Source organism: Paraburkholderia fungorum, from assembly GCF_046026025.1.
In the GTDB taxonomy this organism is placed as follows: domain Bacteria; phylum Pseudomonadota; class Gammaproteobacteria; order Burkholderiales; family Burkholderiaceae; genus Paraburkholderia; species Paraburkholderia fungorum_E.
The window spans coordinates 205,091-230,711 of the sequence record NZ_JAQQFL010000008.1; the positions used below are offsets into that span (position 1 = coordinate 205,091).

General features: G+C 60.9%; 26 protein-coding genes and 1 pseudogene. 13 read left to right on the forward strand and 14 right to left on the reverse strand.

Features of this window, described 5'->3' with window-relative positions:
* Nucleotides 1–34 precede the first annotated feature (34 nt).
* Entirely contained in the window at nucleotides 35–658 is a 624-nt protein-coding gene (locus tag PQR67_RS11975) for a glutathione S-transferase family protein (RefSeq protein ID WP_408458702.1), read from the forward strand.
* A gap of 117 nt (nucleotides 659–775) precedes the next feature.
* On the opposite strand, the gene PQR67_RS11980 is transcribed toward PQR67_RS11975, so the two are convergent.
* On the reverse strand, nucleotides 776–2,587 hold the full coding sequence (locus PQR67_RS11980; protein WP_459251981.1) for a methyl-accepting chemotaxis protein: 1,812 nt from the start codon (nucleotides 2,585–2,587) through the stop codon (nucleotides 776–778).
* Nucleotides 2,588–2,934: 347 nt separating this feature from the next.
* Here PQR67_RS11980 and PQR67_RS11985 point away from each other — a divergent pair, with 347 nt between their 5' ends.
* A complete protein-coding gene (locus PQR67_RS11985; protein ID WP_408458705.1) occupies nucleotides 2,935–3,279 on the forward strand; it encodes a hypothetical protein in 345 nt (114 codons plus the stop codon).
* A gap of 12 nt (nucleotides 3,280–3,291) precedes the next feature.
* Here the strand turns inward: PQR67_RS11985 and PQR67_RS11990 are convergent, their stop codons facing one another.
* The 4 genes from PQR67_RS11990 to PQR67_RS12005 form a co-directional block, all read right to left on the reverse strand.
* Nucleotides 3,292–3,855, reverse strand: coding sequence for a hypothetical protein (locus PQR67_RS11990; protein WP_408458708.1), 564 nt, complete (start codon nucleotides 3,853–3,855; stop codon nucleotides 3,292–3,294).
* Between the two features lie 134 nt (nucleotides 3,856–3,989).
* Nucleotides 3,990–5,186 carry an enoyl-ACP reductase FabV gene (gene fabV / locus PQR67_RS11995; protein WP_408458711.1) on the reverse strand — a complete coding sequence of 399 codons (1,197 nt, stop codon included), beginning with the start codon at nucleotides 5,184–5,186 and terminating at the stop codon, nucleotides 3,990–3,992.
* Nucleotides 5,183–5,461, reverse strand: coding sequence for a hypothetical protein (locus PQR67_RS12000; RefSeq protein WP_408458714.1), 279 nt, complete (start codon nucleotides 5,459–5,461; stop codon nucleotides 5,183–5,185). Before PQR67_RS12000 ends, fabV begins: the two co-directional genes overlap by 4 nt.
* A gap of 793 nt (nucleotides 5,462–6,254) precedes the next feature.
* Nucleotides 6,255–6,401 carry a hypothetical protein gene (locus PQR67_RS12005; protein ID WP_408458717.1) on the reverse strand — a complete coding sequence of 49 codons (147 nt, stop codon included), beginning with the start codon at nucleotides 6,399–6,401 and terminating at the stop codon, nucleotides 6,255–6,257.
* Between the two features lie 93 nt (nucleotides 6,402–6,494).
* Here PQR67_RS12005 and PQR67_RS12010 point away from each other — a divergent pair, with 93 nt between their 5' ends.
* On the forward strand, nucleotides 6,495–9,020 hold the full coding sequence (locus PQR67_RS12010) for a penicillin-binding protein 1A (RefSeq protein ID WP_408458720.1): 2,526 nt from the start codon (nucleotides 6,495–6,497) through the stop codon (nucleotides 9,018–9,020).
* Between the two features lie 165 nt (nucleotides 9,021–9,185).
* Here PQR67_RS12010 and PQR67_RS12015 read toward each other — a convergent pair whose 3' ends face one another.
* Entirely contained in the window at nucleotides 9,186–10,304 is a 1,119-nt protein-coding gene (locus PQR67_RS12015; RefSeq protein ID WP_408458723.1) for a porin, read from the reverse strand.
* A 404-nt stretch (nucleotides 10,305–10,708) separates the two neighbouring features.
* On the opposite strand from PQR67_RS12015, the gene PQR67_RS12020 reads away from it, so the two are divergent.
* A complete protein-coding gene (locus tag PQR67_RS12020) occupies nucleotides 10,709–11,086 on the forward strand; it encodes a hypothetical protein (RefSeq protein ID WP_408458726.1) in 378 nt (125 codons plus the stop codon).
* A 70-nt stretch (nucleotides 11,087–11,156) separates the two neighbouring features.
* Here PQR67_RS12020 and PQR67_RS12025 read toward each other — a convergent pair whose 3' ends face one another.
* From PQR67_RS12025 to PQR67_RS12040, 4 genes are all read right to left on the reverse strand, one after another.
* Entirely contained in the window at nucleotides 11,157–11,588 is a 432-nt protein-coding gene (locus tag PQR67_RS12025) for a cupin domain-containing protein (protein WP_408458729.1), read from the reverse strand.
* A 16-nt stretch (nucleotides 11,589–11,604) separates the two neighbouring features.
* Nucleotides 11,605–12,288 carry an FMN-dependent NADH-azoreductase gene (locus tag PQR67_RS12030; RefSeq protein ID WP_408458731.1) on the reverse strand — a complete coding sequence of 228 codons (684 nt, stop codon included), beginning with the start codon at nucleotides 12,286–12,288 and terminating at the stop codon, nucleotides 11,605–11,607.
* Nucleotides 12,289–12,349: 61 nt separating this feature from the next.
* Nucleotides 12,350–12,787 (reverse strand): carboxymuconolactone decarboxylase family protein, encoded by a 438-nt coding sequence (locus PQR67_RS12035; RefSeq protein WP_408458734.1) that lies wholly within the window; start codon nucleotides 12,785–12,787, stop codon nucleotides 12,350–12,352.
* Between the two features lie 239 nt (nucleotides 12,788–13,026).
* Entirely contained in the window at nucleotides 13,027–14,112 is a 1,086-nt protein-coding gene (locus tag PQR67_RS12040) for a glycosyltransferase family 9 protein (protein WP_408458737.1), read from the reverse strand.
* Nucleotides 14,113–14,468: 356 nt separating this feature from the next.
* On the opposite strand from PQR67_RS12040, the gene PQR67_RS12045 reads away from it, so the two are divergent.
* Nucleotides 14,469–15,320 (forward strand): acetoacetate decarboxylase family protein, encoded by an 852-nt coding sequence (locus tag PQR67_RS12045; RefSeq protein WP_408458740.1) that lies wholly within the window; start codon nucleotides 14,469–14,471, stop codon nucleotides 15,318–15,320.
* 176 nt (nucleotides 15,321–15,496) lie between these two features.
* On the opposite strand, the gene PQR67_RS12050 is transcribed toward PQR67_RS12045, so the two are convergent.
* Entirely contained in the window at nucleotides 15,497–16,210 is a 714-nt protein-coding gene (locus PQR67_RS12050) for an ABC transporter substrate-binding protein (protein WP_408458743.1), read from the reverse strand.
* Between PQR67_RS12050 and PQR67_RS12055 the strand changes: the two genes are divergently transcribed.
* Complete coding sequence (locus PQR67_RS12055) at nucleotides 16,209–16,367, forward strand: hypothetical protein (protein WP_408458746.1); 159 nt, start codon at nucleotides 16,209–16,211, stop codon at nucleotides 16,365–16,367. The genes PQR67_RS12050 and PQR67_RS12055 overlap by 2 nt on opposite strands.
* A gap of 78 nt (nucleotides 16,368–16,445) precedes the next feature.
* Nucleotides 16,446–17,228, forward strand: coding sequence for a hypothetical protein (locus PQR67_RS12060; protein ID WP_408458749.1), 783 nt, complete (start codon nucleotides 16,446–16,448; stop codon nucleotides 17,226–17,228).
* Between the two features lie 273 nt (nucleotides 17,229–17,501).
* Here PQR67_RS12060 and PQR67_RS12065 read toward each other — a convergent pair whose 3' ends face one another.
* A complete protein-coding gene (locus tag PQR67_RS12065) occupies nucleotides 17,502–18,719 on the reverse strand; it encodes an FAD-dependent monooxygenase (RefSeq protein WP_408458752.1) in 1,218 nt (405 codons plus the stop codon).
* A gap of 169 nt (nucleotides 18,720–18,888) precedes the next feature.
* Between PQR67_RS12065 and PQR67_RS12070 the strand changes: the two genes are divergently transcribed.
* Nucleotides 18,889–19,836: a LysR family transcriptional regulator gene (locus PQR67_RS12070; RefSeq protein ID WP_408458754.1), complete on the forward strand. Its 948-nt coding sequence runs from the start codon at nucleotides 18,889–18,891 to the stop codon at nucleotides 19,834–19,836.
* Nucleotides 19,837–19,865: 29 nt separating this feature from the next.
* Here the strand turns inward: PQR67_RS12070 and PQR67_RS12075 are convergent.
* A pseudogene (locus tag PQR67_RS12075) lies at nucleotides 19,866–20,028 on the reverse strand (cysteine synthase B); the annotation flags it as partial.
* 784 nt (nucleotides 20,029–20,812) lie between these two features.
* Here PQR67_RS12075 and PQR67_RS12080 point away from each other — a divergent pair.
* On the forward strand, nucleotides 20,813–22,237 hold the full coding sequence (locus PQR67_RS12080) for a phospholipase D-like domain-containing protein (RefSeq protein WP_408458757.1): 1,425 nt from the start codon (nucleotides 20,813–20,815) through the stop codon (nucleotides 22,235–22,237).
* 264 nt (nucleotides 22,238–22,501) lie between these two features.
* Nucleotides 22,502–22,939 (forward strand): YciI family protein, encoded by a 438-nt coding sequence (locus PQR67_RS12085; RefSeq protein ID WP_408458760.1) that lies wholly within the window; start codon nucleotides 22,502–22,504, stop codon nucleotides 22,937–22,939.
* A gap of 151 nt (nucleotides 22,940–23,090) precedes the next feature.
* Here the strand turns inward: PQR67_RS12085 and PQR67_RS12090 are convergent, their stop codons facing one another.
* Nucleotides 23,091–23,639 carry a TetR/AcrR family transcriptional regulator gene (locus PQR67_RS12090; protein ID WP_408458762.1) on the reverse strand — a complete coding sequence of 183 codons (549 nt, stop codon included), beginning with the start codon at nucleotides 23,637–23,639 and terminating at the stop codon, nucleotides 23,091–23,093.
* A 116-nt stretch (nucleotides 23,640–23,755) separates the two neighbouring features.
* Between PQR67_RS12090 and PQR67_RS12095 the strand changes: the two genes are divergently transcribed.
* The 3 genes from PQR67_RS12095 to PQR67_RS12105 are packed head-to-tail and all read left to right on the forward strand — an operon-like array spanning nucleotide 23,756 to nucleotide 25,117.
* The gene (locus PQR67_RS12095) at nucleotides 23,756–24,373 is read left to right on the forward strand and encodes a DJ-1/PfpI family protein (protein ID WP_408458765.1); all 618 of its coding nucleotides are present in this window, start codon (nucleotides 23,756–23,758) and stop codon (nucleotides 24,371–24,373) included.
* Nucleotides 24,374–24,412: 39 nt separating this feature from the next.
* Nucleotides 24,413–24,922, forward strand: coding sequence for a DUF2867 domain-containing protein (locus PQR67_RS12100; protein WP_408458768.1), 510 nt, complete (start codon nucleotides 24,413–24,415; stop codon nucleotides 24,920–24,922).
* A 42-nt stretch (nucleotides 24,923–24,964) separates the two neighbouring features.
* Entirely contained in the window at nucleotides 24,965–25,117 is a 153-nt protein-coding gene (locus PQR67_RS12105) for an antitoxin Xre/MbcA/ParS toxin-binding domain-containing protein (protein WP_408458771.1), read from the forward strand.
* The last annotated feature ends 504 nt before the right edge of the window (nucleotides 25,118–25,621 follow it).

Below are 25,621 nucleotides of genomic sequence, written 5' to 3' on the forward strand. Positions count from 1 at the left end.
TCATCCATAGCGACCGAACCAGCGGCGACGACCCATGCTTCAGATACTAGGCAAAGCCTCATCCATCAACGTGCGCAAAGTACTGTGGACATGTGCCGAACTCAGCCTGCCGTTCGAGCGGGAGGACTGGGGGGCCGGATTCAGGTCCCCCAACGTGCCCGAATTCGTCGCGTTGAATCCCAACGCCATGGTGCCGGTGATCCGGGACGGCGAGTTCGTGCTGTGGGAATCCAACTCGATCATCCGTTATCTGGCCGGCCGCTATGGCGGCGAGTTTCTCTACCCGACCGATCCTTGCGAGCGGGCGAAGTGCGATCAATGGATCGACTGGCAGGCGAGTGAGCTGAACCGGGCATGGAGCTACGCGTTTCTCGCGCTGGTCCGGCACTCGCCGGCTCATCAGGATCCACAGCAGATCGATCTGTCGTGCGCGAACTGGGCCAGGCATATTGCCATCGTCGACAGGCAACTGGAGACAACCGGCGCCTTCATCGCGGGGCCATCGTTCTCGCTTGCGGATGTTCCGATCGCGCTCTCGATTAACCGCTGGCTCGAAACGCCATTGCATCATGCCGATTTTCCCGCGCTGTCGGCTTACATGGCGCGCCTTGCCACGCGCCCTGGCTACCTCGCGTACTGCCGCAACGGCACGCCATAAGCCGCGCATCCCTGCTGACGCCGGACCGGCGATCCGGCTCAGGTGGCTCGCTCGGCGCAGTTGGCAATAGCGGTTTGTAGCGGCGTCGCGTGGTTGCTGTGCTGCCTTCGGTGCGCTTTACGCGCGAGCGTCGGCGTGACGCAGCCTGAACAGACCCACGATGCGCGACAGGCCGTGCGCCTGCTCGTTCAGCGTCGCCGAGGCGGCAGTCGATTGCTCGACGAGGGCAGCGTTCTGCTGTGTCGCCTGGTCCATCTCGGCGACGCTGCGGTCGATCTGGCTGATGCCGGCGCTCTGTTCGTTCATCGCGCCGTCGATTTCGCCAATCACACGATTCACGCGGTCGATGCCCGCGACGATTTCCTGCATCGCCGCGCCCGCCGCCTGGACACGCTGCGCGCCCGTGCCGACGCTGGCTTCCGAGGCCTGAATCAGGTCCTTGATCTCGCGAGCGGCCGTGGCGCAGCGCTGCGCCAGCGTGCGCACTTCGCCTGCAACCACGGCGAATCCGCGGCCATTCTCGCCGGCGCGTGCCGCTTCGACGGCCGCGTTGAGCGCGAGGATGTTGGTCTGAAACGCGATGCTGTCGATCACGCCGATGATTTCGGTAATGCGCGCCGAGGATTTGGCGATGTCGTCCATCGTGCTGACCGCGCTCGTCACGACTTCGCCGCCGCGGGCCGCCGCCTGGCTTGCCGAGGTCGCGAGCCGTGTGGCCTCCACGGCGGATTCGGCCGATTGCCTGACGCTGGCGGTCAACTGCGTGAGGGCAGCGGAAGTGTTCTGCAAATTGCTGGCGGATGTTTCCGTGCGCTGCGACAGATCGCGGTTGCCCATTTCGATTTCGCTGGTCGCGATCTTCATGTTTTCGACGCCGGCCCGCACTTCCAGCAGCACCGTGCCAATCTTGTCGACAAACGCGTTGAACGAGGCGGAAATCTGCGCGACTTCGTCATTGCCGACCACCGGCAGACGATGGGTGAGATCGCCGCTGCCCGAGCCAATGGTATCCATCGCATCGCGCACCTGCGAGAGGCTGCGGAACGAATGCGAGGTGAAGTAAGCGGCGATGCCCACTGCCGCCAGCGTCAGCAACACCATGGCCACACCGAGCGCCCGCAGGACGTTGGCGAGACCTGCTGTTGCCTCCGCCTTGTCGAGTGCGATCACCAGATACCAGTCGGTGCCGTGCACCGGCTGCGCCTCGAGCAGCTTCGCCACGCCGCCCAGATCGACTTCCATCGGCGCGCCCGCTTGCGCGAGCGACGTCAGCGCGTCCGGCGTGAGCGCCGCGGAGATATCGGATGCCTGCTTGAGAATCAATTTGGCGTCCGGATGCGCGATAACCTGACCGTCGCGCGCCACCACGAAGGCGAGGCTCGATGGCGTGGGATGCACGGTGGCGACCACTTCGCGCACCCCGTCGAGCGGCACGGCGCCGCTCACCGCGCCGGCCGGCTGGCCGTTACGGATCATCGGCGCGGCGAACGATACGAAAGGCACGCCTGTCGATGCATCGCCGTAAGGCTTCGTGACCACCAGTCCGCCCGCGGCGAGCGCCGCCTTGTACCAGGGGCGTGCGGTCGGGTCGTAGTCCGGCGGCGTGCCGCTGGTCGAGAAAAAGGTCTTGTCGGTCCAGCCGACCGTCGTAATCGGGAAGCCGTCCGCGCGGCTCATATGCTTGACCAGGCCTTGCGGATCGCCGTGTTCGACCTCTTCAGCGGTCACCTTCACGGCCTGTGCTTTGGCCGCCACCCACTTGTCGATGGCCAGCGCATTGGCGCCGGCGATGGCGTTCAGATTCTGCGCGATGCTCTCCATCGTGTTGGCACGCATCGTGACATAGGCGGTGGCGCCCGAGAGTGCGAGCGCACCGATGACGGTAGCGGAAGAAATGATCAGAATGCGGGTGCGGAGTGACGAAATCATGGTTTCCGTGAAGGGTGGAGGGGTGCTGCACGAATCGGAACGCTGCTTGCGACACCTCGGCACGACTCGAGCCGGGCCACGGTTTTAGGACTACCTTCACAGACTACGGCGGAAAAATGGAGAACTTGAGGCGCGGCGGGCGGCCTCGCTCGCGCGCTGCCACATCGGCGGATAAGCGGCACGGCCGAACGACGGCGATATTGAGGCGATGGGGCTCATTCGCAGACGAATGCTTACAACAACACCTGCGAAATACTTACGAAATCCAGAGTGCGGGATGCTTCTGCGTAGCTCGACCTGACTCGCCTACAATGGCCGGTTTCGCAACACAGATTGAAGGTTTGAACATGCGGGTATTGAAATTTGCACTGGCTGTGCTGACGGCCTGTTTTACGCTCAACGCAAGCGCCGAGATGACGGCTGCGCAATACAAGCTCTGGGCGCATACCGACAACAACTCGGTCTACGCGGCCTACATTACGGGCACGATCAACGCGCTGGGCTGGGCGAACGGGGATCTGGTGTCGAAGAAGCGTCCGCCGCTGTTCTGTCCGCCGCAGAACCTGGCTATTGGCAACCAGAATGTCTATCCGCTGCTTGATCAGTTTTTCGCCAATCATCCGAGTATTTCAGACGACTTTCCGATCGGGCTCGCCATTCTGCGCTCGCTTCAGGGGGCGTTCCCCTGCTGACACACCGATCGGCTAGGGCGCCAAGCGGAACGCATCCACCGCCCACACTTCGTTTGCGAGAATAGACGGCTGGGAGCGGGCAAGCCACTCTGTCAGCGGCGTAAGGCTGATGCCAGGCGCCGCCGAACCGCCGAACGCTTCGGAAACGAATGGCGCATCGTCGTCCGGGCGGCGGACGATCTGAACGATGTGAGTGATGCCGCGTGAGCGGGGATGGTTAAGCGCCCAGGCGGGATCGCCCATCTTCAGCCCAATGGTCGCGCAGCGCGGGAGCGCGTGGGCCGTGACTTCGGCCCCCTGGAGAATGAATCCTGTGCGGTGCCCGATCTCGTGAATGATCCGATCGGACCATACGTGCAGCGCTTCCATGTCGTCAGCGGCGAACACCTGGCGGGAGGCCGCCTCGTTCTCCGCTCGCAGCGCCTGCGTGAGAAGCAGGGCGGTCCATCCGGAGCAATCGATGACCGGCGGGTTCGCCGAAAGCCCTTCGGACTTGACGCCGCGCCGGTATCCCACCCGGCCTGTGTAGCGCTGCACGAGCCGCCACATCGCCGCTTCGCCCGCCTCGAAGATCATCGCGCGACAAGTCCTCGTGTAGGCAGTCCGGGATGGACTGCCGATCGCTCTACAAACGGTACGAACGGTACGAACGCTACAAACCTCAACAGACAACCAGCGGGCAGGCGGGGCGGTAAGCGCCCCGCAAAGGCTCAGATCTGCACGAGCCCTGGGATCTGCACATCCGGATTGACGTCGGCTTCGTAGTCCACGCCGGCGATCTCGAATCCGAACAGACGCAGGAAGTCGGTCTTGTAGCCGCTGAAGTCGGTGAGTTCGTAGATATTGTTGTCGGTCACCTGGGTCCAGAGTGCCTGAACGCGCGCTTGCACGTCGGGATCGAGTTCCTTGTAGTCGGCGCGCAGACGGCCTTCTTCGTCGATGTGCGGCGTCGCGCCGTACATGCTGTCTTTGTAGAGGCCGTAGACCTGCTCGATGCAGCCTTCGTGCGTGCCTTTTTCCTTCATGACCTTGAAGAGCAGCGACAGGTACAGCGGCATCATCGGGATCGCGGAGCTGGCTTGCGTGACGACCGCCTTGAGCACTGAAACGCGTGCATCGCCGCCCTTGGCCGCGAGTTTCTGGCGAATGCCGAGCACCTTCTGGTCGAGATCTTTTTTGGCCGCGCCGATCGAGCCGTTCCAGTAGATGTCGTGGGTGATCTTTTCGCCGAGGTAGGTGAACGCGGTTGTCTTCGCGCCGTCGGCGAGCACGCCGGCGTCGAGCAGGGCGTCGATCCACATCTGCCAGTCTTCGCCGCCCATCACCGCGACGGTGTTGTCGATTTCGGCTTGCGTAGCGGGTTCGAGGACGGTTTCCTTGATGACTTCCTTGTCCGTGTCGATGCCGCGCAGGGTGACGGCTTTGCCGACCGGCTTCAGGGTGGAGCTGAACACTTCACCGGTTTTCGGATGCGTGCGCTTGGGGGCGGCGAGGCTGTAGACGACCAGGTCGACCTGACCGAGATCGCGCTTGATGACTTCGATGGTGCGTTGCTTGACTTCGTCGGAGAAGGCGTCGCCGTTGATGCTGGTCGCGTACAGGCCTTTTTCCGTGGCGAATTTCTCGAAGGCGGCGGTGTTGTACCAGCCTGCCGTGCCGGCTTTGGTTTCGCTGCCGGCGCGCTCGAAGAAGACGCCGAGCGTGGCGGCGTCGGAGCCGAATGCGGCGCTGATGCGGGCGGCGAGGCCGTAGCCGGTGGAGGCGCCGATCACGAGCACTTTCTTCGGGCCATTGGCAATGGGGCCACGTGCCTTGACGTATTCGATCTGCTCCTTGACGTTGGCTTCGCAGCCGGTCGGATGAGTCGATACACAGATGAAGCCACGCACGCGCGGTTTGATGATCATGAAGCACCTCTTGTCGGAATTGGCGACATTATAGAGGGGGGTTGGGGTTTTGCCTGTTCGGCGGTTGGTTTGGCCTTGGTCTGGGTTTTTTGGTCTTTTCTCTGTATGGTTTTTTGGTCTTTTTTTGCTTTGGTAGTGGTCTGTTTTGACTGTGTGCCTATGGTGTTGGCCTTTCCTTGTTTTCTTGGTGGTTTATTAGCGTTGCCCCTGTGCGGGGCGGCACCTACTTTTCTTTGCCTGCCGCAAAGCAAAGTAGGCAAAAGAAAGCGGCTCACACCGCTAACTCTTAAGCGGGTCCCCCGCGCAGCCACGGTAGTGGTGCATCTGGAATCCGTGTCCTCGCACATTCGGCGCCAGTGACAAGGCGCTCATTCGCTCCCACTCCGCACTACGTGCGTCGCGGACGGGTCTGCCAGGGAAACCTGGGGGCTTCGGTTGGGCTCGGTGGGGGCTATCGGCTTCGCCTCAGCGAGGCGCTCCCGCGCCAATTGGCGAACCCCCACTTCAATTGAAATGGCAATGCGCCGCATTCACTGCACGGCCGCACTTGTGCCCACGGCAGCGATGCAACGACTCGTCAGGGAACAGGGTAAACGGGAGAGCGAAACCGCAGCTTAGTGGCAGCGATGCAACGACAAGCCGCATTCGCTGCCGCGGTTGTGCCCACGGCGACAATGTAACGACGAGTCAGGGAACAGGGCAAACCGTGGGAGAGAAAGCTTAGCGGGTGGTTTGTGAAACGGGCTTCGGCGCGCGCAGCGCCGCCGGAAGAATGACTGCTGTGTCACTGACGCGGAGTGTGCGAGGGCACGGATTCCAGATGCACCACTACCGTGGCTGTGCGGGGGACCCGCTTAAGAATTAGCGGTTTGAGCCGCTTTCTTTTGCCTACTTTGCTTTGCGGCAGGCAAAGAAAAGTAGGTGCCTGCCCCGCACAGGGGCGACGCTAATAAACCACTAACAACTCAAGGAAAGGCCAAGGAGCACAGGGGCACAGGGGCAACGCTAATAGACCACTAAGAAAACAAGGAAAGGCCAACACCATAAAAGCACAGCCAAAACAGACTACTAACAAAGCAAGGAAAGGCCAACACCACAAAACCACAACCAAAGCGCCGCCCAGGCAAACAAAGCAAACAAAGCAAACAAAGCAAACAAAGCAAGCAAAGCAAGCAAAGCAAGCAAAGCAAACAAAGCAAACAAAGCAAGCAACACCCAACACCCCAAAACCAGAGACAAAAACAAACCACCCGCCACCCCCTGCTACGATGCTGCCTTCGTCAAGCAGAACCCAAACGGTAACCCCGAGTGAAGCGCCTCATCCCCAAACTCCTACAGACCCTTGAAAAAGGGCTAACCCTCGCGAATCAGCCCATCGCCCGGGCCTTCTGGCACCTCCGCCACCCCACGTTGCGTGGCCTGGCATGGGCCTGCGCCGCGATCCCGGCGCTCTTCGTGGTGTATGTGCTGGCGCTGATCCCGTTCACGCCCAGCATCGGCGATATCCGCAAGGCGAAAATCGAGCAGCCGGCGCAGATTCTCTCGGCAGACGGCAAACTGCTCGCCGAATTCAAACCCTCGAACCGTGAGTGGGTGAAACTTCAGGACATCTCGCCCAACGTAGTGAACGCGCTCGTCGCCACGGAAGATCACCGCTTCTACCAGCATTTCGGCCTGGATTGGCGCCGTACGGCATCGGCCGCGCTGCACACGTTTTCCGGCGACCGTCAGGGCGGCTCGACCATTACCCAGCAACTCGCCCGCAATCTCTATCCAGACGAGATCGGCCGCGCCCCCACGCTGACCCGCAAGATCAAGGAAGCAATCACCGCCCTCAAGATCGAGGCGCTCTACACCAAGGACGAGATCCTCGAGACCTACCTCAATACGGTGCCGTTCCTCTACAACGCCTACGGCATCGAGATGGCGGCACGAACCTATTTCGACAAATCGGCCGGCGAGCTGAACGTGCTGGAAAGCGCGACGCTCACCGGCATGCTCAAAGGCAACAGCTACTACAACCCGGTGCTCAACCCCGAACGCGCCCTGCAGCGGCGCAATACGGTGCTGGCGCAAATGGTCAAGTACGGCAAGCTCACGCCCGCGGCCTACGCGACGCTCTCGCGCCGTCCGCTGCGCATCGATTTCGAGCGGCAGACCGAGCCGCCCGGACCCGCGCCGCACTTCGCACAGCAACTGCGTAAGTGGCTCGCGGCATGGGCCGATCGCAACGACTACAACATGTACTCCGACGGGCTCGTGGTGCGCACCACCATCGATTCGCGCCTGCAGACCATGGCCACCCAGGCCGTGACCTTGCAGGGCAACCAGTTGCAAGGGATTGCCAATTCGGCCTGGGGCACGCGCGCAGGTTGTGCGGCCGGCCGCGATCTGCTGCAGACTTTCCTGCGCGAAACGCCCGACTATCGGGCCGCGAAAGACGCTGGCCTGACGGACGACGATGCGCTGAAGCGCGTTTCGTCCGATCGCAACCTGGTGCAGTCGGTGTGCGAATCCAAGACCCGGGTGCAGGCGGACTTTCTCGCGATGGACCCGCGCAACGGCCAGATCAAGGCATGGGTCGGTAGCCGGGACTTTAGCCAGGATCCGTTCGACCACGTCCAGCAGGCACGGCGGCAACCCGGTTCGACCTTCAAGCCGTTCGTCTACGCGGCGGCCTTCGAAGACGGCGCCAAACCTTCCGATACTTTTATCGACAAACCCGTCGAGATCCCGCTGGCCGGCGGCGAAGTCTGGCGTCCAAACGACGAGGATGAACCGAGCGAGCGGGCCATCAGCCTGCGCGACGGTCTCGCGTATTCCCGCAACCGGATCACGGCGCAGTTGATGGAAACGGTCGGTCCGAACAAGGTCGCGAGACTGGCGCGCGCCATGGGCGTGCGCGACAGCGAACTCGACCCGGTGCCGTCGCTGGCGCTTGGCACGAGTCCGGTGACACTCAAGGAGATGGTTTCGGCCTATGGCACGATCGCCAACCTCGGCGCTTACGTGGAGCCGGTGATGGTCACGCGTATCGAAGACCGCAACGGCGAGGTGCTGGCCGAGTTCGCACCGGTGCCGCCCAAACAGGAGTTGCCGGTCGACACCGCCCGCACGCTCGTCGATGTGATGCGCGACGTGGTGAGCCGGGGCACGGGCTCGAGCATCCGCAGCCGCTTTGGCGTGCGCGGCGACGTCGCGGGCAAGACGGGCACCACGCAGGGCAACGCCGACGGCTGGTTCATCCTGATCCAGCCGCAACTCGTGGCCGGCGCGTGGGTCGGCTTCAACGACAGCCGGGTGACCTTGCGCAGCGACTATTGGGGCCAGGGGGCGCACAGCGCGTTGCCGATCGTCGGCGATTTTTTCCAGCGCGCGCAGCGCTCGAAGCTGATCGACAGCCGCGTCAGATTCGCGACCGATCAGCAGCCGGGCTGGTTTGCGGAACGCTCGGGCAGGTTGCGCGAGTGGTTCCAGCATCTGTTCGCGGCGTCGTCCACGAAGACTGAAGCGCCGGTTGTCGCGCGCAATACGCCGCGCCACGCCCCTGTGGTTAGCGCGCCTGTACCTGCACCGGCGTTTGCGCCTGCGTCCGCTGCGGATGTCGAACCGAAGCCGTTCGCGGCGCAGCCCCCCCTTCTTCAAGCGCCTGTGCCGGCGAGCGGGGCGGTAAGCGGCGCAGCGAATGGATCGGTCGACGGTGAGACGCATGGCAGCGGTTCGCCGGCTCTCGCGCCGACACCCACGCCGGACGACATCGCGCCGCCGGATGCAGGCGGCAGCGCTGCAAACTTACTCCCGAGCCCACCGGCCAGCGCGAGCGCCTCGCCCTGAGCGGTTCACGAACGCACCGCCAGGACCTCATCACCACCTCGCCACCGTCGCCCTGATTGCCGCCACCCGACGGGCACGCGGCAGATCATGAATCGCGCGGGATCGGTCAGGAGCTTCGCCGCCAGACAGCGAAGCTCCCGCGCGATACGGTCGCGGCGATTCGCTTCAGAACCGATGCGTCATCCCCACAGTCGCCAGAATCTGCCTGGTTCCTGGCGCCGTCACGGTGACGCCCGGCCAGCTCACCGTGGCGGTGCCGTTGTTCTTCATGTAGCCCGCCCGCATGTACAGGCTCGTGCGTTGGGATATCGAGTGGTCGACACCCAACTCGATGCCCGGCGCGTTGTCATGCGCGCCGCGCACGTTGCGCTGAATACCCGCAATCTCGATCACGTCGACTGGCGTGGCCTGGATCGTCGCGCCCAACTCCGCAATGCTCACCGAATGGCCGGTGCCCAGATGCGCGGCCAGCGAGCCGCGCGCCGGATCCTGCGCGCGGTTATAGGAATAGTTGAACTGGAAATTGACGATGCCGATCCGGTAAGCGAGCGCGCCGATGAAATGCTCGGTGCCCAGCAGGCTCAGCGAAGCAGGCAGGCCGGCAATGGTTTCCTGTCCCGGATGCTGGTTCACATACGCAAGACCCGCGTAGAAACCGTAGCCGGAGTACGTGGCCGCGACGTTCAGCATGTTGCCAGTCGTCGCCGGCACGGGCTGGCTCACCGTGGCGGCGAACGCATACATGCCGTAGAACTTCAGGCCCTTGAGATTCGGCGATTGATACATGACCGAATTGCTGGCGCGGCCGGAATCGTATTGCGTCGAGAGCGTGTTCCGGTCGACTGCGAGGACAGCGGCTGAAAACGGCGAGAGCACTTCGTTCGCGCGAAACGGATCGGACGGATAGATGACCCGGAAGCTTGGGTCGTACTGACGACCCATGGTCAACGAACCGTATTTGTCGTGGCTCAGGCCGACCCATGCCTGGCGGTAGAAGAGCGCCGAGGTGTCGGCGAACAAGCCGCCATTGTTCACGTTAAAGCCCGTTTCGACGTTGAACTGCGCCTTCAGGCCACCGCCCAGGTCTTCCGTGCCCTTCAGGCCAAACAGGGAGCCGGTCGAGCCGCCGCTTTTCTCGGCATACGAATGAACGCCGCCGTTGTCCAGATACTGAATGTTCGCATCGACAACGCCGTACAAGGTCACGCTCGACTCGGCGGCAGCGGCGCCACCGGCAGCAAGAATCAGCGTGGCTCCGCAAACGCCATGATTGATAAAACGCATGCATGTCTCCTCTTTTTATATCCGCCTGTTGCGGACTTGATTGCACAGTCTTTATGCGGGGGCGAACGTGGTCTGACTTCATCGACCCCGGCGACCCCGACCGGTCGAGGCAAAAAATGGAATGACCGTGCTAATTTCAAGTCAACTGACGGGATAAAGCCAGTGCATTGTTTTTATGAGAAGAATGCGGATGTTGCATGGGAGCGGGAGATCGGAGAAACCCGGCTCAAGCCGCCAGAATCGCGCGCTGCGCCCGTTGCGCCGTGGTCTCCCTGATTCGCGCCCCGACAAGGCTTGCGGGGCATTGTTCAGGCGTATGCAACAGTGTTTTCGGTTGAAGGTGCTGATCTCGCGCGCCTGATTGCGCATAATTCCGAGATTGGAAAAATAGTTAAAAACCGTAGATGAACAGGTTCGACCCCATTTCAGATCAGCGGCCCGCTCAGGAACGGACCTCAGCAGCGGTGCAGCGCCGAAACTTATTGTCCAGCCGGGCGCGCGCGCTCATCGCGGCGATCGCCGCTTGCGCCAGTCTGGCCGGATGTGCATCGGCGACCGACGTTGTCGCCACCGACAAGCCCGGCACATACACGGTGGCGGCGAGCGCGACGGGCGGGCGGATGGCGTGGGCCCGCGCGCACGAACAGGCGGTCAGCGAGGCGCGCGATTTCTGCGAGCGCCGTGGCATGCAGAGCAGTGTCACAACCGAAACGGTGAGCGGCGTGCAGATGATGACCGAGCACGCATCGTCAGTGAATTTCGAATGTCATCCGAAGTTCTAGGGATGCGGGTTGCTGCAGGAAGGTGAAAGCAGGCGAGGGGTATAAAACGCCTGCCTCTCACATGACACGCTCACTGTTTGTCGAACGTGACCAGGTTTTTATCGTTCGTATCCGCCACGAAAATGGCCAGCAGCCTGGCGGGTTCCGTATCGCTCGCGTTCTCGCTGACGCCATGATGCGCGCCGGGCTTTTCGATCCAGTGTTCGCCCGCGTGAAAGACGCGTACCTCGCCTTCATTGACCCGGCTGCGGATCGCACCCGACAGAACATAGCCGACCACAAAGGCTTGCCCATGGCGATGCGGTAGCGACTTGCCGCCGGGCGCATAGTCGACGACCAGCGCCGTCATCGTTTTGCCCGGAACGTTGGCGATGGCTTCGGCGAACGCGGGCGTGATTGTCTCCCGTGCAGCGGCCGGATCGGCGGCGAAGACGGGTTGAGAGACTGCCGCGATGGACAAACCGGCGAGCGCTGCCGTCGCGATAAGCGTACGAATTTTCATGCGATTACTCCTGGCTTTATGCCGTGACGTCGTTGTTCAGTTCCACGGTCGAGGCCGGCTCCAACTCCACTGGATTGACCCAGTTCGCCGCCACGGCGGCGAGTTCGACGCGCGCGCGTTCGAGTGCTTCGAGCCGCGCCGCCGGGTCTGCAAACTGCAACGGCTGGGCGTCGACGAAGGACGGATCCGCCACGCCGAGAAATCCGAAAGCAGCCTTGAGCGCCGGCGTCAGGGCGTCCATCGACGCGTAGGGTGAGCCGGCGCGCAAATCGGCACCGCGGCTCGTGATGAAGAGCACCTTCTGCCGCACAAGCTGGCCTTCTATGCGGCCGTCTTCCGTATGCACATAGGTCACGCCGCCACGCGTGATGCTGTCGATGAATGCCTTGAATGCGGAAGGCATCGACCAGTTGTACATGGGCATGGCAAAGACCAGCGCATCGGCCTCGAGCAGGCGCTTGCACAGCGCATCCGATGCGGCCAGCGTCGCTTTCATCGCGGCTGTGCGCTCGTGCGACGGCGTGTAGGTCGCGATCGCGAATGCTTCGTTCACATGCGGCGGCGTATCGACCGTGACGTCGAGATAATCGACCTCGATATCCATACCGTCCTCGCGCAGGCGCTCCAGAAAATACCGGCTTAACGCGCGTGAGTTAGATCGTTCGCGTTTGGCGCTCGCGTCGACATGCATGATCTTCATGGCTTCTTTCCTTCAGGGTTGATACGGAAATAGGGGGCGCGGCAGCACGGCTGCCATGCGCTCAGGATGGCAGCTTGCGAAACGCGATCGCAAAGCGGTTCCACGCGTTGATGGCGCAGACCAGCAGCGTCAGGTCGGCCAGTTCCTCGTCGCTGAAGTGCGGGCGTACGGCTTGCCACACGGCGTCGGGTACGTGTTCTTGCGACACCAGCGTGAGCGCTTCGGTCCATTCGAGCGCGGCGCGCTCACGGTCGGTGAAGAAGGGCGTTTCACGCCACACCACGACGGTGGCCAGGCGCCGTTCTGATTCGCCGCCTTTGCGGGCGTCGGTGGTGTGCATGTCGACGCAGAAGGCGCAACCGTTGATCTGGGAAGCGCGCAGGCGGACCAGTTCAGTCAGCGATTTTTCGAGTGCCGATTTATTGATGCGATCTTCGACGCCGAGCAGGCTCTTGATGGCGGCGGGGCTGGCTTTGTAGAAGTCGAGGCGTTGTTCCATGATTCACTCCCTGGCTGGTTGGACCCGATTAGTGGCCGGTGAGTGAAGATTAGAGGTTCAACTGGCATTATAAAATAGCCGGTTTTATCTAAATTCAGGTAACCGCTTTTTGGAGGGAATGAATCGGTTCGGCGCGTTAAAACGCTGCAGGCGTGGCAGCCCGCCTGGATGGGCGAAGCGGATAGACCTACTTTGTGCGCGCCCCCTGGGACAGCTACGGCTGAGCGCGTCTTCCAGACTCACTCCAGGCGAAACGGCAGCAGTTTGCGACAGTAATCAGTCACCTCGTTCGCGATTGTTTCGGCCGGAATGCTGTTGATATCCCGCTCAGCGAAAATGGTCCGCATTTTTGATTGGGAATGGAGACGCCACTCAGGCCTGATTTCACAGAACATCGCCACGCCAGGTTTCCCCAGGGCTGCGGCAATATGCATAAGCCCTCCATCCGCTCCAACAAAAAAACAGCTTTGCTCTATCAGCTCGGCCGCAGCCGTGATATTTGGCAGATCGACGTGCGCGTCGATAGTGCGGCAATCCACGTCATCACGAATCGCTGTTACGGCCTCGAACGCACTTTTGCCTGCGCCCAGGAGGATAAACCGCAGACTCGGGGCCTGTTTCGGCCAGTTCGAGGAAATCAGCCGGATAAGCGCCGCCCAATCATCAAACCGGCGGCGCGTGTCGCCGCCGCCCACCGCGATCGAAATCGTGAATTCACCGGACCGTCCCATGCATTGATTCGGAGCCCTTAGCGTGGGTTCAATCGGCCCCGATTCGTGCTGCGATTTGAACACGCGTGCAATCTGTTCGTACGCGAGATGAATCCTCGAAAAGTGCTCATCCCTGCGGTGCCCCATGATCGAAAACCACGGGGTAAACGGATGGTATTGAAGCTTCTTGAGGATCGCCTTCGTGGTGAGGCTTTGCACGATCACCATGTCATATCGGGCGTCGCAATCGTTCAGCGAACGGGCTACGCGGCGGAACCGGTCATCGCCGGCAAACAGTTCTAGCGGACCGTGGGGCATGCATAAATCGATGGAGATGCGCGGGTCGATCAGAAATCTTTGTGACAGATCCATGATGGAATCGCCGATCGTGGCCCAGTCGTAATACCACAGCAATTTCCGGACTTCCTGGGGCGCGTCATTCGCTATCAGAAGCTGCTGACCGCTCAGCAACATCAGGGCGGTTCGTTTGATCACCGCCAAAGCAGAGGAGGGTGGGGTCTTTTTTCCACTCCGGAGTCTGAACCCCACAATGCGGCCTAGCCTTTGCCCGACTGGCAACCCCTTTTTGAATTCTTTGCGCTTGGCCAGTGCCATTAACTTCCTCGAACGAATACTGATAGTTTCGTTCTAGTATAAAGCAGGGCACTTTCAGAAAGATTTTTGAAAGGTGAGGGCGTCGGTCCGGGCGTCCGAAAACACCGCCCCATTTCCCGTGGAGCCCACGGGTATCGAATCAGTTTCTCGCGAACGATCCCGGCAACGGCATAACGATCACTAACCGCGTCCGATGCGCGGTCGTGCGAATTCGAAAGCGTTGGCAGACGCGGCGCGGCACTATGGCCTTGCGCACGGCACGCCGGAATCGAGCGTTACCGCGAGTCGCATTCTGGCCACGCGTTATGTCCTCGAACGGTCCGTCTCAGATGATGCACGGCGTTCCCTGGGAACGTATGGATTTCACGTACAGCGACGTCCCGTCGCCTCTGTCAAGGAGAAGCGAGATGCCTAAAGCGTTTTCGGTTCCTGTTACTCCGCAAGGAAAGTCCGCCCTGGCGACGCTGCCACCGTGGCACTATTCCAGCGACTGTCTCGCCGTCGAATACTGGGCCGACCAGAAAGCGATCGCGGCGCTCCTTCCGCCAGGCCTCACGGCGGATGAGAAATCCGGCGGCCGGGCCTTCTTCTGGTTTCTGGATTGGCAGTTCACGGGTTCCAATGACGAATTGACGGACCCGGCCCGGTATCAATACCGCGAGGCCTTCGTTCTGGTCGAGGCGATCTTCGAAGGTGTTCCGGTCAATTACTGCCCCTACATCTTTGTCGATAACGATGCCGCCATTGCCCGCGGATGGGCGCAAGGGTTTCCGAAGAAACTCGCCAGCGTCTACCAGACTCGCAGTTTCTCCGCGCCCAGTCTGGCTGCTGCGCCGCTTGCCAACGGAAGCCGCTTCGGCGCCAGCGTGTCCGCGCACGGAGAGCGGCTGGCGACCGCCCGTATCCAGCTCGAAGAACCTGTTGCTGACCCGGCGACCGTGTTCAACCGGCCAACAACGATGCGCCGTTACTTTCCTCAACTCGCAGCGGGATTTCAGGAGAAACCGCCGGTCGATGAACTCACCATGTCGCTCACGGACAATCTCGCGATCGTGGATGTCTGGACCGGATCGGCGGAACTGAAGACTCCCGAGGTCGACGGCGAGGACATGCACCTGATTGCGCCCGTGCGCGTCGGACGGGGTTATCGGCTCGGTATGGCGTACTCCGTGACCGATCTGCGCATCCTGAAGAACTACGCCGGATGATCGTCTGGATGCCGAAATGAGTTGGCAAGGGGCCAGGTTATGCTGGCTGCCGCCAATGCCGGGGTCCGAGGAACATCAGTAAAGGACCGCGTTGACCGCTCGTCCGCTTGCTCGCCGGTCGGGGCGAGACCCTTGCATCAGATTGGGGCACATCAGGGAAACAAGCGCGTGGCGCGCTACTCGTCGTTGCCTGCGACTGCCGCGCCCGCGATGTGATGCCGCGCCAGCGACGCCGCGACGAAACCCGACGCCTTCATGTCCTCAACGAACCTCGACAGATACGCGGCCGCTTCATCGCCCCGGGCCTTTGGCACGCCCATTGCCTGACGAATCACCATGAAGCGCTGGTCCAGTATCCGCAATCCGCCCGCTTTAGCGGCGTCTTTTTCGAGCTGTTGCTTAACGCCTGCGGCCACGTCGAGATGCTGATCCAGAAAGCTCTGCACAACGGCCGGTGAGGTTGGAATCCGGACGATTGTCGCGTGATGCAGTTCGCGCGTCAGAAACAGATCGTAGGCGCTGCCCTTGCCGACCGCGACCGTCACGCCGGGCTGATCGACATCGTCGTTGCTGGTGATCGGCGAGGTGTCGCGCACGAGATAAAACCCTTCGATCAGTACATACGGTTTGGTGAAAGCGATTTCCTGTCCGCGCTTCGGATCGACGGCGAAGAAACCGATGTCTGCCTTGTCCTGATTGACGTTTTCAACCGAAGCCCCAGCCGACTTGACCACGACCAGTTGCAGCGCCACGCCAAGTCTTTTGGCGAATTCGGTGGCGAGATCGACCGACACGCCGACTGGTTTGCCTGTCACCGGATCGAGACTCGCCAGAACCGGATTGCCGAGATTGATCGATGCCCGCAGCGTGCCGCTCGGCGCGAACGCCATGGCTATCGATGTGTTCGGGTCGCCCGTTTGTGCGACGGCGGGCGTCGAAACGGACCCGGACAAGACTGCACTTGACGTCAGTAAGGCTGCCAATGTTCTGAACACGCCGCTGTGGGGTTTTGCGATTGAAGGCTTGGTCATGTTGGGTTGCCCTTGATTAGCGCGCCAGAGCGATATTAGCCTGGCCTTGGTCGAGGGGCGCGCGTGGTCGGCGGCCACAAGATGCAAGGGGGCTATGTCGGCGCAGTCACGCCCGCAAAAAGTGGTTGCGCTGTTCTGCGAGGAAACGTTTGGGAAACGCTTGTCTCCTAGTCTGCCGATGATGACTTTGAAAACCCATACTGAATTCTGTCAGGAGGAGAAAATGTCATTTTGGGCGGATATTTCAAGCTATATTGGGCAAACCACATTTGGCGTAAAGCTGCACGGAAAGCTAGCGCTGCCAGCGAGTGACGGTGGTTGGAGAGGCGGGTTGACCATGGCGACATATAAGCTCGGATCAGATTATTATTTGTCGGATGACCATCAATTCAATCCAATAGAAACGGAATCCGTTTACTTTCTGTCATGGTCGGTTGACGGTGTGACAAAAGTAAGTTACGAGACATTAAAGGATTTCAATTATTTCCTGACGTCAGAATTTTCTGGATGCCGGTTTGTTGTCACCGATTATGGCGTGGCTCACGTTGCATGGAGTGCCGGAGGCCATCGGGCAAGTGGCATTGGAAGCCAGGATTTGCGTGATACGTCAGAAAGGAAAGAACTAGGCTACGATACATTTGGTAAGCCTAAATACAGAAGAAAATTGTCTTTTACCTCGTCAGCAGCACCATTGGATAATGAATTAACAACAGCCGGAACTGACAATTCGAGCCAGCACTATGAAGGCGGAAACCGGGCAATGGTTTTTGGGTATCGTGTTCAAGGCGGCTGGGCTTTTAAGGTACTCCGCTATGACGGAAATACCGGAAGTGGAACGGGAACGTGGTCGAATTTCTGCTGTACCTGGACTGTATAGACGGGGGACAAGGGTATCAGCAGGAAATAAATCACCGGACTATGGATTGCAGGCGGCCAGCAGGTGCCGGTCGCCCCAAAGCCAATCCCAGTCGGTTCGAGGATGCCGGTTTATTTAAACTTTGTTTCAAAGCTTTTTCTATCCGGCCAGCCGCGGCTCACTCCTGTGCCGTACGTTGGACACCGAAAGCTGACGGCAAGGAGCGACGCCGGGTCGATCCGTATTACATGCAGGGGCGTGGGGCGTGACCGACGTCAATGAGAGGAGCGCTCTTCAAAGCCAGGTGCCGCCCTGGCGTTCGGTCGGCTCTTGTGCAAGGGCGTCGAAATCGTGAATCCAGTCCAGGTGATGCAGCAGGCTGTCGCGTGCGCGAAGGCGGGCGTTGCGCGCCTGCGCTTCGGGGCCGTCTGGCAGATGCAACACGTCAGCCGTCGCTATCGAGGCGAATTGCACCTTGCGCGTGCGGCCCCGTCGCAACCGCTCGTAGGCTTCCTGCGCCGTGTGCCAACGACCCGGGCCCGCCTTGGCCAACTGCGCGGCCAGCACCACGGCATCTTCGATCGACTGATTGGCGCCCTGGCCATGGTGCGGCACGAGCGCGTGCGCGGCATCGCCGATCAGCGTCACGCGGCCCTTGCTCCAGCGCCCGAGCGGGGGACGATGGAACAGGCCCCAGCGCTGGCTGATCGGTACTGCCGTGATCATCTGCACTACCGCCGGATGCCAGTCCCTGAACAGGCGCAGCTGCTCACCCTCGCTCGCCGGCATGACCCAGTCGCGTGATGACCACGGCGAGGGATGACGCTCGACAAGCAGAAAGTTCTGGTCGCCCTTGTCGCCGATCGGATAGTGAAGCAGATGGCCTTGCGGGCCGAGCCAGAATTGAATGGCCTCAGGGGAGGGCAGCAGATCCATATTTTCAGCCGGTACCACGCCACGAAAACCGGAGCAGCCAGAATACAGGGCGTCGTCGTAGCCGAGCATCCAGCGTCGCGTGATTGAACGTGCCCCGTCCGCGCCGATTACCAGATCGGCGTCGATGCAACGACCGTTGGCGAAACTCAGACTCACACGATCCGGATGCTGCACGAGATCGGTCAGCCGATGGCTGAGATTGATGCGCTCGAGGCCGACTGCGTTCGACAATACGGTCTGCAGGTCCGCGCGGTGTACGCCCCAATAGGCGCCGCCGAACTGCTGGCGATAGCTCGGTTCGCCTCGATGCTGTCCAATCACTTCGCCGCTGCGCCCGTCCCGATAGATCAGCTCGGGTATTTCAGCGCACACCGCGTCGAAAGCGGCCCGTAATCCCATACGCTCGTAAAACCGCGTCGCATTCGCCGACAGCGCGACTGCGGCTCCGACCTCGCGAAGCTCGTCGGTCTGCTCGTAGAGTTGCGCATCGATGCCATGTTCTCGCAGTGCGAGCGCGAGCGTGAGGCCGCCGATGCCGGCACCAATTATCGCGATCTTCAGATCCAGTTGTTCCATGGGTTGTCTCCAGTATTCGGACTGTGTTTGAGTCGGCACGGTACGCATACTGTGTTGAAGCCGGATGCGTGCGCCGTATCTGAATACTCGGCACCAGGCGTCCATTTCACAATAAAATGGGGCGAATTTTCATCATCACTGAAATCAATGAGCCTGGGATGCCCGCGTCATGAAGCTGAGCGAAGTCGATCTCAATCTGTTGCTGCTTTTCCAACGGTTGATGCAGGAGCGGCGAGTATCGACCGTGGCCGAGCAGATGAACATGAGTCAGCCCGGCGTTAGCAACGCTCTCGCTAAACTGCGTCGACGGCTCGGGGACCCGCTCTTTGTGCGGGGACCTGGCGGAGTGGTGCCCACGCCGTTCGCGTTGCAACTGGCAGAGCCAGTTTCTCAGGCGTTAGCGATCCTGCATGACGCACTCAATCCAGAGACCGGTTTTGATCCGCTGCGTGTCACGCGCACGATAACGATCGGCATGACCGATATCGGCGAGGTCGTGTTTCTGCCCGCGCTGGTCGAACGGCTGTCGCGCGAGGCGCCGGGCATCGCGCTTAATACCGTTCGTGACACGAGCGTCAACCTGAGCAGTGAGATGGCCGCGGGCCGGGTCGATCTCGCCATCGGCCTGCTGCCGCAGCTCAAGGGCGGTTTCTATCAGCGCCGTCTGTTCGATCAGCGGTATGTGTGCCTGTTCAGGCGCGGCCATGCGCTCGAAGATGCGCCGCTCACGCTTGGCGCCTGGCGTGAGGCCGAGCATCTGGTGGTGGTGTCCGCAGGTACCGGGCACGGTCAGGTGGACGATTGGCTGAAACGGCGAGGTGTGCAGCGCCGGGTACGGTTGACGGTTCCGCACTTCATGAGCGTCGGCTACATCCTGCAACGCACCGATCTGATTGCCACGGTGCCAGAGCGACTTGCCTTGCAACTGGCAACGCCTTTCTCACTGAGCATGCGCGCATTGCCCTCGACGTTGCCCGCAGCGCCGATCCATTTGCTCTGGCACGCGCGAGTCCAGCAGGACGAAGGCAATCGCTGGTTGCGCGGGGTCGTGATCGACTTGTTCGCAGACTCGGCGACGCAAACACGTAGAGCGAAGTCCGTACAAAAAAAATCGTAGATTGAAACGAGACATCCGGTCGACGTCCATCAGGCTGGAAACACGCCTGTCGACAGGTACCGATCGCCCCGATCACAAACAACGAACACGATCGTTGCATTCTCGACTTCCCGAGCGATACGCATCGCGACGGCGCATGCGCCACCCGCCGAAATCCCGCAAAAAAATCCCCTCGATCACGGCAAGACGGCGGGCTTGCGCGCTCAATCGCCGTGCTGCAGGTTACTAGACTTGCCGTTACACACAATATTTGTCGCTTCCTTCGCCGGTGCGCGCATGGCGCGGCGTGCTTAAAGTGAGGGTGACCGTCGTCCTCGGTCGTGCGACGCAGTTCGGCCAGAAGCGGCCAATCGCTCAGGTGCACTAACGTGCCATTCGAGTATCGGCTCCAGCCCGCTTTCCGCCATCTGGTTCGAACCCCCAAGGCTTCCCTTGCAGGAAGTATCCGTCGGCAATTTGATTCACCGCGTTGCCTTCCTGGCATCGTTGCCAGGTCGACTTGTCAGGATGGCGCTCGTAATGAGGTGAACGAGATGATTCGCTCGTGGCGCGAATGAGGGTTGGTCGACCGCCCAGCCGAGGGCCGTTATCAGGGCGAACAGGTCGTCCCCATTCATATGCGATGTCCGTGCAGCTAAAGTATATTGCCGACGATTGGGTGGGGCTTGAAGGACGCTCGGACTTCTCGATGAGACGGCACTCGGCCCATCAGCGGTCGTTGGAACAGTGCTCATAAATCGGCGACAATCGGACGTTCTGGAAAGCCATTCTTTCAACTGCGCTGATGTCCTGTCCACTGAGTGCTTAAAGTGCAGCCAGATTCGCGCCGCTCTTGTCCACGGTAACTATCTCGGGCTCGCCGTTCTGTTCACCTTCCCGAAGTAACAGCGAGCCACTTGACCGCGCTAACGCGACAAAACCTTCCAGACCTTCACGGACGTAGGGCCCGAGACACATCGAACCAGTTCACCACATCATGACAACAACGAGAAGCCTGGCGCTCATTCTGGCATGCGTGTTTGCCTTTGCTCAGCACGGCCACGCGCAATGTGTCGACCTGGTCGCCAGTCTTGACGACGGTCAGTTGATGCAGTCGCGGATTGCGCTGGTCGACCGTGCCACGCCTACCGAGCAGATCCACATCCTCGCCTACATCTTCGAAATCGATCAGACCGGCGGCCTGCTGTTGCGTCATCTGGTCGACGCCGCGCGCCGAGGCGTGCCGGTCAAGCTGCTGATCGACGGCATCGGCCCCGAGCCGCACTTCCCGTTCGAGGACGAGTTCATCGTCGCCCTGCACGAGGTGGCTCCCGGCATCGAACTCCGAATCTTCCATCCACGATCAGATCTCGTCGAGATTTCGCATCGCATGCACGACAAGCTGTTCCTGGTTGGCGACACGGCCGTGATCGGCAGTACCTCGATCTGGGATGCGAGCTTCCGCAACTGGCTCAGCGAGCGCGATCTGATGGTGTCGGGCGACGCCGCCCAGGATGCGTCCTCCCTGCACGCCATGTACCAGCATTTCGCCTTGTTCTGGAATAGCCCGGAAGTGGTTCGCCCCGAGCCGGAAAAATTCCTCAAAGTCGCAAGTCCTTATCGCGTCTCACAGGGTTATGCGACGCTGGACCCGGCGCGCATCCATTATTGGCGCGAATGGCTGCTGGCTCCGCTCGACGCTGCAGCCCGGGCGACGGAGCTGGCCGCTACCGATACACCAACTGCCTCCGATACGCCCAATGATCCCGCCGCTCCGCCCGCTCACGGGGCGTATTTTGATCCCGCCTGGATGCCAATCGCCTGCGAGCGCCTGCGCTATGTCCACGACTGGCCCGACAAGCGCTCGCCAGGCACGTTGCGGGACATGCTACAAGCGTTCGATACGGCGCAGCACGAGATCCTGATCATCAACCCCTACCTGATCCTGGTGCCGGAACTGCGCGAGGCGCTTGAGCGCAAGCGGCGCGAAGGTGTCCACGTGATCCTGGTGAGCGCCTCGCTGGCGAGCATCACGCAAGAGTTCCCGGCAGTCGGGCGCGCCTATGCCGACGATCTGCCCGGTTTGGTGAATGCCGGGATCGAGGTGCGCGAATATTCCGACCGGGAGAACCGCATGATGCACGCCAAGCTGGTCCTCATCGACGGCCATCGATATTATCTCGGCAGTTTCAATTTCGATTCGCTGTCGGCCCGCTTGAATACCGAAAACGGCCTGTGGCTAGATATCCCTGAGGACGGGCTCGATCCCTTGCAAGACAGCGTGGCGTACTTCCTGCGCAACTCAAGTTCGGTGAGCGACGTCAATGGCCGCCTTCTGACGGATCCCGATGCGCGTTGCCGGGCCGCCGGCTGCGGCGGCGCCTGGCGGTGGGTGACGACGCTGATCAGGAACTTCCTCTGAGCGCGGCGTGCCCTGTCGCTAAACTACGTGGCCAGTTCGGGTCGCCGTCCGCACTGTGTCGCGCAGTAGTCGGCCACTAGCTGTCCGTCGTGAACGTCTTCTTTCGGATATGCTGGGATCCCTATGATTTCAAGTCTTACAGAGGCGCTCGTCATCGGCCTGGTGGGCTGCGATACGAATCATCGAAATCGGCCGCAACGTGTCGATTCGACAGTCCTTCGTTCGTCGTGGTCCTGAAGCACCATTCAACTCAGGAGAACGAAGATGCGATTCATCATCACAGCCCAGGCAAGCGCAGACAATGAGGAGCCGGATGCCGGCGGTGGTTTGGACGAGGCCCTTCTCACGGCGTACATGAGGTTCAACGAAGAGATGCACAAGGCCGGTGTCCTGGTGGCTTCCGAAGGCTTGAACCCAGCAGCGCCCGGCGCGCGAATCGCGGTTAGCAAGGGGAAACGCTACATCGTTGATGGCCCGTTTGCCGAGTCCAAGGAACTGGTCGGTGGCTTTTACATCATCGAAGTCGGATCGCTTGAGGAGGCGATTTCCTGGGCATTGCGCGCGCCATCCGGTCTCGGCGCGGACGATGTACTGGAGGTGCGCCAACTCACCGGAGCGGGCGACGTCCCGCCAGATGTTCTCGACATCATCCGGGCAGCGGCACCGACCTGGAGCGAGTCGGTTTGGCAGGCGCGCAAGTGAAGGCCACATACGGAGCCGCCGAGCTGCCATCCAGCCGGGCGCTCGAGATGGAAGTACCCCGGCAGGCCGGGCGACGCCTTCCATGTCAGTCGTTGACTGCTGCCGGTCCGGCTCGGAGCCGTCTTTTCAAACGCATCGATGCGCGCCAAGGTTAAAGCTGACTCGGGCGCAGCGAACTCCCCAACAGCGCAAGCGCGGTTCGCGCGAGTCGAGAAAAATCGGAGGGTTGATTTCTGTGGCCTGATTGCTGTCCGCCGATCAGACACAGGTGTGCGAAGCGCGCGATGAGTTCCGCATCGACAGGGTTGTCTATCCTCGCACTGCAAACCGAGATGGCGAATGACAATCGGGTGCAATCCACCCGCTCCTGGTATTCGGCAACCAGTGGGTCCTGGCGCGCCCATGCCCGAATTTCGATTTCTCTCTGCGGCCGTTTGTCGGCGGCCACCACCAGGTAACGTGCCAGCACGTCATCCAGGGTGCGCCCCTCTGCCGCATACGCGAGCATCCGATCGGTGTAGTCCGACTCCCATTGCACGAGCAGGGTACGGACGAAGTCCTCTTTGCTACGGAAATGATGATAGAACGAGCCGCGCGTCACATTCAATCGCCGAGCCAGGCGCTCGGCGGAAACACCCAGATATCCTTCCTGATCGAGGGCATCGAACCCAGCAGCAATCCATTGATCTCGTGTCAACATGTGGTGATACCGATAACGTACAGACTGTGTATGGTCGTGCCGGCGTCGCTAGACTGCGGTTTCCATTGTGTTTGTTCCTGATCGCAGGCAATCAGGAGCAGTGAGCGGAGCCACCAATGAAGCAACTCGCGCTGATCACCTTTGAGCAATTCACCGACATCGACCTGTTCTTGATGTGGGATATTCTGGGGCGCAATCGAGACGATTGGCAAGTTCGCATATTGGGCAAGCAATCGGAACTCCGATCTTCCAATGGTCTGCTGATCCACACACACGGCCGACTCGAAGAGGCCAACCATGCCGATGTTGTGTTATTCGCCAGCGGTAAAGAGGGTGTGCCGGCTGCCATCTCGGACGCAAGCTTCATGGGGGCGTTCCAGCTGGATCCAAGCCGTCAGTTGATCGGTTCGATCTGTGCGGGCGCGTTCATTCTTGCGCGGCTGGGCTTGCTTCCGGAACGCCGAGCGACAACACATCCTGATGCGCGAGCGGCCCTGCACGCAGAAGGCGTGGAATTGGACGACAGGCCGTTCACGAGCAGTGGCAATGTCGCGACGGCTGGCGGATGTCTTGCCGCACTCTATCTGGTCGGGTGGGTTGTCGAACGCCTGTTCGATACACAGAAAATGCAGGAGACGTTACGGCCGGTATTGCCTGTGGGGCAGTATGGCATCTACGAAGGGCTGGTTGTATCCAGCATCGAGCAAGGGGGCACGCAATATCGTGGTCGTTGATTCTTTGCGGAGTTGGACAAGGACTGAGGTGAGGCACCCATGACCAAAGCGCGCGCCGTGCCCATGCCTGGCGACAGCGTGCTTGCGCCGCTCTACGCGGGCGCAGACCTTTCAGACGCCTTTGCAATTCGACTGCCGGCAGAGGCCAGCGATGATCTGGAGGCGCTGGCACGCATCGTGTTCGAGCGGCAGGCGTGGTGGATTCGTGCACTCTTGCGTGTCCGCGATGTAGTGATGGTGACAGTCAGCGTCAAATCGTCTCACGCCGTCGGTGTTGCTGGAGCAGCGCGTGGGCCGGTTATCGGCTTCTTTCCGCTGCTGTCAAAGAGTGCGACGGAGTTGGTCGTGGGCGCGGATGACCGGCATCTCGACTTCCGCGTCACCATCCAACTTCGCGCCGATGCGGCAAATGGGCGCGAGCTGCTCGCGGGGACGGTGGTGCATTGCCATAACAGACTGGGACGTATCTATCTTGCGACGATTGCGCCGTTTCATCGCGTGATCATGCGGGCGAATCTGGAACGGGCGGTCAGAGAAATGAGGACTTAAGCATGCGTAGCGGCACGACGGGTGGACTCATGACTGGGCACTATGCTGAACTCCACGGTTGCTGGCGGCCGATGGTTGGGACGCGCGCAACAGCGCTTTGGCGGCCGGTCAGCGCTTGAATTGCTCGGTTCGGAACACGGCGCCCGGGTAGTTGAAGACGCGATCGTACAACTCGACGAGGGTTACTTTGCCTGATCGTTCGTTGGCCACCGCGATCGCTTCGATGTAGAACGTGCGTGATGTGAATCGATCCCTGATTCTCGAACCGACGGTCGACCAGATGATAAGAGGTGAGGGAAGCCTTGCTCCGCTGGCATGTTCGGTGACTCGACCTCACAGGCCGTTCCGAGCGCTCTTCGGTAAATACGCGCCACTTTGCGGCTGAGCGCGCGGGCAAAAGCAACGGCGCGATCCGTCGCGCCACCGAGAAGATCGCCTGGAGGACGACGCCCGGGCCCAGTTTTTTTTCCGACCGATTTCCCCAGGCTACTCTGGGATCAAAACCAATCGCATTGGCACTCCCGGTCACCATTCCTCGTCGACCAGCCGCCGCGTCGTGGCCGACGAGTAGCCCATGAAGAAATTCGTCAACTAGTCCGCCCAGCGCTGCCAGCGCGGTCGGACATAAATGCCTGCGCAGTCCGAGCACTTTGTTTCGCCGACATCTGGGATTGTATTGGAAATGCAATTTAACATAAG